At 75.9% G+C, this 9,256-nt stretch carries 6 protein-coding genes and 1 pseudogene; 4 read left to right on the top strand and 3 right to left on the bottom strand.

Features of this window, described 5'->3' with window-relative positions; translation table 11 throughout:
• A partial coding sequence (locus tag ACFV4N_RS34310; RefSeq protein ID WP_499676820.1) for a protein kinase domain-containing protein occupies positions 1–371 on the bottom strand: 371 nt, incomplete at its 3' end.
• 167 nt (positions 372–538) lie between these two features.
• Here ACFV4N_RS34310 and ACFV4N_RS34305 point away from each other — a divergent pair.
• Complete coding sequence (locus tag ACFV4N_RS34305; protein WP_499676819.1) at positions 539–2,173, top strand: hypothetical protein; 1,635 nt, start codon at positions 539–541, stop codon at positions 2,171–2,173.
• A 97-nt stretch (positions 2,174–2,270) separates the two neighbouring features.
• Here ACFV4N_RS34305 and ACFV4N_RS34300 read toward each other — a convergent pair whose 3' ends face one another.
• The gene (locus tag ACFV4N_RS34300) at positions 2,271–3,833 is read right to left on the bottom strand and encodes a flavin-containing monooxygenase (RefSeq protein ID WP_499676818.1); all 1,563 of its coding nucleotides are present in this window, start codon (positions 3,831–3,833) and stop codon (positions 2,271–2,273) included.
• Between the two features lie 79 nt (positions 3,834–3,912).
• Positions 3,913–4,668, bottom strand: a complete 756-nt coding sequence (locus ACFV4N_RS34295) for a ZIP family metal transporter (RefSeq protein ID WP_499676817.1) — start codon at positions 4,666–4,668, stop codon at positions 3,913–3,915.
• A 160-nt stretch (positions 4,669–4,828) separates the two neighbouring features.
• Here ACFV4N_RS34295 and ACFV4N_RS34290 point away from each other — a divergent pair, with 160 nt between their 5' ends.
• The 3 genes and pseudogenes from ACFV4N_RS34290 to ACFV4N_RS34280 form a co-directional block, all read left to right on the top strand.
• A complete protein-coding gene (locus ACFV4N_RS34290; protein WP_499676816.1) occupies positions 4,829–6,298 on the top strand; it encodes an aminotransferase class I/II-fold pyridoxal phosphate-dependent enzyme in 1,470 nt (489 codons plus the stop codon).
• A 17-nt stretch (positions 6,299–6,315) separates the two neighbouring features.
• Positions 6,316–7,608, top strand: a complete 1,293-nt coding sequence (locus tag ACFV4N_RS34285; protein WP_499676815.1) for an erythromycin esterase family protein — start codon at positions 6,316–6,318, stop codon at positions 7,606–7,608.
• Positions 7,609–7,663: 55 nt separating this feature from the next.
• Positions 7,664–9,256 (top strand): annotated as a pseudogene (locus tag ACFV4N_RS34280) (hypothetical protein); the annotation flags it as partial.

Here is a 9,256-nt window from a genome sequence, read left to right as displayed (position 1 = left end):
GCCGACGCCAGCGCGGACGCCACCTGCCAGCCGACCCCCGCCACCAGCGCCTCCGGCAGCGGCCCGCGCTCGTCGACCAGCTCGGCCAGCGTCCGCGAGGGCAGGTACTCCATCACCAGGCACGGCTTGCCGCCGTGCTCGACGACGTCGTGCACGCTGATCGCGTGCGGGTGCCGCACCTTGGCGGCGACCCGCCCCTCGCGCACGATCCGCTCCACGGCGTCCGGCGAGCCGCCCGCGCCGAGGAACTTGACCGCGACGTCCCGCCCCAGCCGCTCGTCCCGCGCCCGCCACACGACACCGGCGGCCCCGCGGCCGAGCAGCGACACGAGCCGGTACCGCCCGGCGATGACCTCGTCCCGTTCCGACACAACTAGACGCTACTGCCCCACCCAGCCCACCGGCTACCTCCGTTTGCCCCGCGCTTCGGGACCGGCCGGCCGGGCGCCCACCCGCCGAGCCGTCCACAGTGGAGCGCCGGGCCGCCGGCCGGGCCGCCGCCTTGACAGCGCCCGCCCGCGCCTGTTCCGCTCGGCACATGGGCTCCCGCGCTCCGAACGCCGAAACCGCCTACCGGCACGCGCTGCGCCTGGACGACCGCGGCCGGGCGCTGACCGACGCGTTCGGGTGGAGCGTGCTGCTGCTCGGCGACGGCTCGGCGGTGGCCCGCGAGTTCGCGGAGGGGCACCACCCCGGCGCCGCGGCCCCGGTGCGGTCCGCGTCGTTCCCCGGTGCGGGCGGGTCGGCGTTCGCGCGGCGGCTGGGCGTCGAAGCGCACGTGCCCTGCCTGGTCGTGTGCGCCGACGTCGAGGACCGCCGCGTGCACGTGCTGCCGCTCGCCGACCGCGCGGCCGACGAGGCGCACCGGCGCGTCCAGGGCTGGGTCGACGAGTTCCACGAGGCGAACCGCGAGCTGCTGGAGCGGTGGACCGGGGTCGAGCGGGAGCTGCGCCTGCTGGTCGACGCGGTGTCCGGCCCGCTGTGGGCGGCGCGGATCAGGGAGACCGAGCGGCTCCGGGACCTGCGGGTGGCGCACCGGCTCGCGGCGCTGCTCGCGTCGCCGCCGGACGACCTCGCCGCGCTGGACGCGGTCCTCGCCGACACCACCGACCTGCCGTGGCGGCTGGTCGACGCGCTGCGCGACCACCGGCGGCGGGTCGCCGAGCTGGAGGGCGAGTCGGCGGCACGGGAGCGGATGGCCGCGACCGCCGCCGAGCTGGCCGGCGCCGACGACCGCGGCGACGTGCGGCGGCTCCTGGCGCGCCTCACCGCGGACGCCACCGCGCGCCGCGCGCTCGACCACGACACCGCGTCCTCCCTGGCCGCCGCGCGCACCGCGTTCACCCGCGACGACGCCGAGGGAGCCCGGCGGTGGCGCGAGGACAACGGGCCGCTGTTCGCGCTGCCGGTGTTCACCGCCGCCCGCCACTCGTGGCACTGGATCGCCGACCAGGGCCGCGAGTGGCGGGAAACCCCGCAGCGGCACCGGCAACGGGACTTCGCGGTGTTCAACCGGGTGCTGGCGGCGCAACCGCTGGCCGACCCCGGGGCCGCCGCCGACGCGGTGCTGGCCGCGCTGGCGGCGCACCACGGCGTCACCGACGAGGAGGAGTGGACCGGCGCCACGGCCGGGTTCCGCGCCTACCTGGTCGACACCGTCGGCAGGCTGGCCGGGGCGGCGCCGCCGGGCTACGCCCTGGTCGGCCACTGCCTGCCGAACTTCCCGCCCCCGGTCCGCCCGCTCGACGACGGCGAGCGCGCCCTGCGGGACGAGCTGGCGCGCCTGCTGGCGCGGGACGCGACCGCGCGGGCGGGCGCGGAGGGCGACCTCCGGGCCGAGGTGGCGGCGCTGACCGCGCTGGTCGAGCGGTTCCGCGCGGAGGCGGCGGCCCGCCTGGAGGCCACCGCGAGCCCGCCGGAACCGGGCGACCCGGCCGAGGCGGCGGAGCTGGCGGCGCTGGCCGGGGTGCTCGACGAGTACGACGACGCGCTGAGGTCCGTGGTCCGCCCGCACGAGTCGGACCCGGCGGTGCTCCCGGTGGACTGCCCGGTGAGCCCGGCGGAGGCGGCGGGCGTGCGCGGCGGGCGGCTCGCGATCGACGGCTTGCGGGAGCAGGTGGAGCGGACGCTCGCGGAGCACCGCGCGGCGACGTCCGCGCCGGCGGCCCCCTGAGCGGTGCCGGGTCCCCCCGCGGTGGCTCCGACGCCCCTGCCCTCGCACCTGCGCCGCCTGCCTGGCCCGCGACCGGGACACGCCGCGGGCCACGTGATCACCGCGGTGCGGGTCGCGTACCCGGCGCCGATCGCGGTAGTGGTGCCGGGGTCCCCGCCCGCCCGCGGCTGAACCTCAGGTGCTCGTCCTCCACCGGCCGGTCGCGCAGCAGCTTCACGTCGCCGTGGTAGCTCATCGACATCAGCCACGGGTACCGCTCGCCCTGGCGCGGCAGCCGGTCCAGCGAGCGCCGGACGTAGCCGGCCCCGAAGTCCAGCAGCGGCCGCGTGGTCATCGGGCCGTCGCCGGGGTCGGGGCGGCAGGTGTCGTGCCCGTGCGCGTCCATGTGCGCCAGCAGCCGGCAGAAGTACTCGCACAGCAGGCCGATCTTCAGCGTCCAGGAGGCGTTGGTGTAGCCGATGGCGAAGGAGAAGTTCGGCACGCCGCTGAGCATCATGCCGCGGAAGGCCACGGTGTCGGGCAGGTGCACGGGCCGCCCGTCCACGGTGAGCGCGATGCCGCCCATGGGCCGCAGGTTCAGGCCGGTGGCGGTGACGACGACGTCGGCCTCCAGCTCGCGCCCCGAGGCCAGCCGCACGCCCCGTTCGGTGAAGGTCTCGACGTGGTCGGTCACCACCGACGCGCGGCCGGCGCGGATGACCCGGAACAGGTCGCCGTCCGGGACGACGCACAGCCGCTGGTCCCACGGGTCGTAGGTGGGGCGGAAGTGCTCGTCGACGGGGTAGCCCTCGGGGAGCTGCCTGGTGTTGACGCGGCGGATCAGGCGTCGCGCGGCGTTGGGGAAGCGTTGGCAGAACAGCCAGATCGCGCGCTGCTGGGCGATGTTCTTGCGCCTGATGACCGGGTAGGCGCGCTCGGCGCCGAGCACCTTGCGCAGCAGCGCCGCGACGGGGTCCACCGTCGGCACGGGCACGACGTAGGTGGGCGAGCGCTGGAGCATCGTCACGTGGGCCGCGGCGCCGGCGAGGGCCGGGACGAGGGTCATCGCGGTGGCTCCGCTGCCGATGACCACCACGCGCTGACCGGCGTGGTCGAAGCCCTCGGGCCAGTACTGCGGGTGGACGACCGGGCCGCGGAACCGCTCGCGGCCCTCGAAGCGCGGCGTGAACCCCTCGTCGTAGTCGTAGTAGCCGCTCGCGCAGAACAGCCAGCCGCAGGTCATCCGCAGGCGCTGCCCGGTGTCGGCGCGCTCGACCTCCACCAGCCAGCGCGCGTCTTCGGAGGACCAGGAGGCGGCGAGCACCCGGTGGTGCGCGCGGACCCGCCGGTCGGTGCCGTCCTCGGCCGCGGTCTCGCGCAGGTAGTCGAGGATCGCGGCCGCGTCGGCGATGGACTTCTCACTGGTCCACGGCTTGAACTCGTAGCCGAAGGTGTAGAGGTCGGAGTCGGAGCGGACGCCCGGGTAGCGGAACAGGTCCCAGGTGCCGCCGATCGCGCCGCGCGCCTCCAGGAGGACGTACGACTTGCCCGGCAGCCGCGTGCGGAGGTAGTGGGCGGCGCCGATGCCGGAGAGCCCCGCGCCGACGATCAGCACGTCGACGTGCTCGACGGGTTCGCCGCGCCCGCCGTCGCCGGGTGGGGGTGCCGGGGAGGTGGCCATGGCGCTCCAGTGGTCGGCCGAGGGTGTCGCCGACCATCATGTCGGCGGTTCGCCCCGGAGCAAAGGGCGGAGTGCCCCGTCAGCCCTCCAGCTGGGACAGGCCGAAGGCGGTGAGGAAGCCCGCGACCGTGATCAGGCCGATCCACAGGTGGGCGTCCTCGAACGCCTCGGGGATCATCGTGTCGGCGACCATGGTCAGGATCGCGCCGCCCGCCAGCGCGGTGATCGCGGCCAGCACCGCGCCCGACGCGCCGCCCAGCACGCCGTAGCCCAGCATCGCCGCCAGCCCGCTGATCACCGCGATCCCGGCCCAGAGCCCGAACACGTACCCGCGACCGCGACCGGCCCGCCGCATCCCCGACGCGCTGGACAGTCCCTCGGGCACGTTGCTGATGAACACCGCCGCCACCGTGACGACGCTGACCGCGCCGCCGCCGAGCAGGCTGGTGCCGATCACGATCGACTCCGGCACCCCGTCCAGCAGCGCGCCCAGCGCGATGGCGGTGCCGGAGCCCGCCTGCTCCGACTCGGAGGGCTGCTGGCCGCCGGAGCGCTTGCGGTGCCGCGCGCCCCGCCGGGCCAGGGCGACGTTGGCCAGCGTGTAGATGAGCGCACCGCCCACCGCGCCCACGGCCGTCGGCGCCAGGCCGCCCTGGTCGTGCGCCTCGGCGATCAGCTCGAACGACACGGCGGACAGCAGCACGCCGCTGCCGAAGGCCATCACGCTCGCCACCGCTTTCGGCGGGATCCGGACCAGGTACCCGACCAGGGCGCCCACCACCAGCGCCGAACCCGCCAGCAACCCCCAGCCGCCCGCCACCAGCACACCCGGCACCGCGTCCCCCCTCGCAGGTCGTCCGGCGCGGGGCCGTCCCGGGCGCCGCGCGGCGACTACCCGGAACGCGAGCCCGGAAACGCCACCGCCGGGTGAACCCGGGCCCGTCCGGGTGGGGAGGTCACGTTCAAACGGCGCCTTCCCCGGCTACTCCGTTCGCATGGACCACAGCAGAGCACCGGTGCTGGAAGCGTTGCGCGAGTTCCACGAGAAGGGTTACACGCCGTTCAACCCGCCCGGCCACCGCCAGGGCCGCGGCGCCGACCCGCGCGTGCTGGACGTCGTCGGCGAGGCGGTGTTCACGTCGGACGTCATCTCGGTCAACGGGCTGGACGACCGGCTCAACCGGCAGGGCGTCATCGACCAGGCGCAGCAGCTGATGGCCGACGCCGTGGACGCGGAGCAGGCGTTCTTCTCCACCTGCGGCAGCTCGCTGTCGGTCAAGAGCGCCATGCTGTCGGTCGCCGGGCCGCACGAGAAGCTGATCGTGCCCCGCCACGCCCACAAGTCGGTGGTCTCCAGCCTGATCCTCAGCGGCGTGTCGCCGGTGTGGATCTCCCCGCGCTGGGACGCCGAGCGGCACCTGTCCCACCCGCCGGGCCCGGACCAGGTGCGGGAGCTGTTCCTGGCCGAGCCGGAGGCCAGGGGGATGCTGCTGGTCACGCCGACCGACTACGGCACGTGCGGCGACATCCGGGCCATCGCGGAGGTGTGCCACGAGTTCGGCAAGCCGCTGATCGTGGACGAGGCGTGGGGCGCGCACCTGCCGTTCCACCCGGACCTGCCGCCGTGGGGCATGGACGCCGGCGCGGACGTGGTGGTCACCAGCGTGCACAAGTCCGGCGCGGCGGTCGAGCAGAGCTCGGTGTTCCACCTCCGGGGCGACCTGGTCGACCCGCACGTGCTCAAGTCGCGCGAGGACCTGCTGGGCACCACCAGCCCGTCCTCCCTGGTCTACGCCACCCTGGACGGCTGGCGGCGCCACATGGTCGAGCACGGCGAGGAGCTGCTCACCGCCGCGCTCGCGCTGGCGCGCTCCACCCGCGCCGCGATCGACGAGCTGCCCGGCCTGCTCGTGATGGGCGAGCGCGAGTTCACCGGCCCCGGCCTGGCGAACTCCCTCGACCCGCTCAAGGTCGTCGTCGACCTGGACGGGTTGGGCATCAGCGGCTACCAGGCCGCCGACTGGCTGCGCGAGGAGCAGCGGGTCACGCTCGGCCTGTCCGACCACCGCCGCGTCGTCGCCCAGCTCACCCACGCCGACGACCACCGCACCGCCGGCGTGCTGGTCGACGCCCTGCGCGCGCTGGTCGAGGCGGCCGGCGACATGCCCACCCCCAAGCCGATCGACCTGCCGTCGCCCGACGAGCTGCAGCTGGAGACCGCGATGCTGCCCCGCGACGCGTTCTTCGCCGAGGTCGAGCAGGTGCCCGCGGACAGGGCGGTCGGCCGGATCAGCGCCGAGATGGTCACACCCTACCCGCCCGGCGCGCCCGCCGTGCTGCCCGGCGAGGTGATCACCCAGGAGGTCGTGGACTACGTGCGCAGCGGCCTGGACGCGGGCATGCAGCTCCCCGACCCCGCCGACTCGAACCTGACCTCGTTCCGGGTGGTGGCCCGGAAGAGCTGACCGACGGGAGGGCCGCCGTGTCCCGGTACGGCGAGGAGGTCGCCGCGCTGGCCGCGCCGTTGACCGACGCGGGCGACCTCGACGTGCTGCTCGACCGCGTGGGCGACGCGCGGGTGGTGATGCTGGGCGAGGCCAGCCACGGCACCCACGAGTTCTACCGGTGGCGGGCGGCGCTGACGCGGCGCCTGATCACCGAGAAGGGCTTCTCGTTCGTCGCCGTGGAGGGCGACTGGCCCGACTGCGAGCGCGTGGACCGGGCCGTGCGGTGCGCGCTGGACGCCCCCGTGGACCCGCGCGGCGCGCTGGCGGTGTTCGAGCGCTGGCCGACGTGGATGTGGGCCAACGAGGAGGTCACCGACTTCTGCCGGTGGCTGCGCGTGCACAACACCGGGCTCGACTTCCACGAACGAGCGGGCTTCCACGGCCTGGACGTGTACTCGCTGTGGGAATCGCTGCGCGAGATCCTGGTCCACCTGTACGAGCACGACCCGGAGCAGGTGCCCGCCGCCCTGGCCGCGTACCGGTGCTTCGAGCCCTACGGCGAGAGCGCGCAGGACTACGCGACGGCCACCCGCCTGGTGTCGGCGACCTGCGAGGACGAGGTGGTCGACCTGCTGGTGCGGCTGCGCGAGCGGGCACGCGCGCCGGGGAACGGCGGCGAGGGGTTCACCGCGTGGCAGAACGCCGAGGTCGTCGCCGGGGCCGAGCGCTACTACCGGGCGATGCTCGGCGGCGGGCGCGAGTCGTGGAACGTCCGCGACCGGCACATGGACGACACCCTGGCCCGGCTGCTGGACCACCGCGGACCGGGCGCGAAGGCCGTGGTGTGGGCGCACAACACCCACGTCGGCGACGCCCGCGCCACGGCCATGGCCGCCCGCGGCGAGGTCAACACCGGGCAGCTCGCCCGCGAGCGGTACGGGGCCGACCAGGTCGTGCTGGTCGGCTTCGGCACCCACCGGGGCACCGTCATCGCCGGGGACTCCTGGGGCGCGCCCATGCGCGAGCTGCCCGTGCCACCGGCCCGCCCGGGTTCGCTGGAGGACGTGCTGCACGCCACCGCGCCGGGGCGCGCCCTGTTCACCTTCCCCCGCGACGACCGCCCCGACCTGCTCACCGACGAACTGGGGCACCGCGCCATCGGCGTGGTCTACCACCCCGAGCGCGAGCACCGGGGCAACTACGTGCCCACCGTGCTCGGCGACCGCTACGACGCCTTCCTCTGGTTCGACGAGACGCGCGCCCTGCACCCGCTGCACGTCCGCCGGGTCGACGCCCTCGAACCGGAGACCTACCCGACCGGGGTGTGACCGCCGGGGCGCGCGGCACTGGACCGACCGCCGGCCGCTCCACGACAATGGCGGGGTGCTCGACGACGGCGGGGTGCCCGGGCACCACAACCGGGTGACCGGTCCCGCGTTCCAGCCGGTCGTGCAGGCCCGCGACATCAGCGGCGGGGTGCACCTCGGCGCCGGGGCACCCGCCGCGCGGTCGCGCTACCGGGAGCAGGTGCGCCAGATCGCGCCACCGGAGCTGGTCGGCCGGGAGCGCGAGCTGGCGGAGCTGGCCGAGTTCTGCCTCGGCCCCGACGACGCGGGGGGCTACCGCTGGTGGCGCGCGCCGAAGTGGGCGGGCAAGTCCGCGCTGCTGTCCTGGTTCGTCCTGCACCCGCCGCCCGGGGTGCGGGTCGTGTCGTTCTTCGTCACCGGTCGCCTGGCCGGCCAGGACCACCGCGGCGCGTTCGTCGACGTCGTGCTCGAACAGCTCGCCGAGCTGCTGGCGGAGCCGCTGCCCGCGCTGCTGCCCGAGGCGACCCGGGAGGCGCACCTGGTCGGCATGCTGGCCGAGGCCGCCGAGCTGTGCCGGTCGCGCGGCGAGCGGCTGGTGCTGGTCGTCGACGGCCTGGACGAGGACCGGGGCGCGGACGCGCCCACCGGGGCGCACAGCATCGCGGCGCTGCTGCCCGCCAACCCGGCGGCCGGGATGCGGGTGGTCGTCTCGGGCCGCCCCAACCCGCCACCGCCCGCCGACCTCAGCCCGCACCACCCGCTGCGCGACCCGGCGATCACCCGGGACCTGGCGGTGTCCGCGCGAGCCCGCGTCCTGCGCGACGACATGGAGCTGGAGCTGGACCGGCTGCTGCGGGGCGGTGAGGCCGAACGGGACCTGCTGGGCCTGGTCGTCGCGGCGGCGGGCGGGCTCGGCGGGCGCGACCTGGCCGAGCTGACCGGCCGCGGCGAGCACGAGGTGCGCCGGCACCTGCGCACGGTGGCCGGCCGCGGCTTCGACGTCCGCCCCGGCCACTGGCGGCCGGGCACGGTCTACCTCCTCGGCCACGAGGAGCTGCAGGCGTCGGCCGCGGAGCGCCTGGGCGAGGTCGCGATCGCCGGGTACCGCGAGCGCCTGCACCGCTGGGCCGACCGGTACCGCGACCTGGGCTGGCCCGAGGACACCCCCGAGTACCTGCTGCGCGGCTACCACCGGCTGCTCCTGGCCACCGGGGACACCGCCCGGCTGGTCGCCGGCGCGACCGACCCGGCCCGGCACGACCGGATGCTGGCGCTGTCCGGCGGGGACGTCAACGCGCTCGGCGAGATCGGCGCGGCCCAGGACGCCCTGCTCGCCGCCGAACGCCCCGACCTGCCCGCCCTGGCGCGGCTGGCCGTGCACCGCGACCGCCTGGTCGAGCGCGGTGCGACCACCCCCGACCGGTTGCCCGCGCTGTGGGCGAGCCTGGGCAACGTGGCGCGGGCCGAGGCGTTGACCGACCCGGCCCGCGCCCCCGTCGCCGCGGTGCACCTGGCCGGCGCGCTCGCGGCGGGCGGGCACCTCGACCGCGCCGAAGAGCTGGCCGCGGCGATCACCGACCCGGACCACCGGACCGAGGCGCAGCTCGCGCTGATCGAGTCGATGGTCGCGACCGGCCACGTGGACCGGGCGGTGCTGTCTCTTATACAC

Origin of the sequence: Actinosynnema sp. NPDC059797 (assembly GCF_042732085.1) — a bacterium.
GTDB lineage: Bacteria > Actinomycetota > Actinomycetes > Mycobacteriales > Pseudonocardiaceae > Actinosynnema.
The sequence above is the reverse complement of the archived record's forward strand: the minus strand, read 5'-3'. Positions and strand labels throughout refer to the sequence as shown.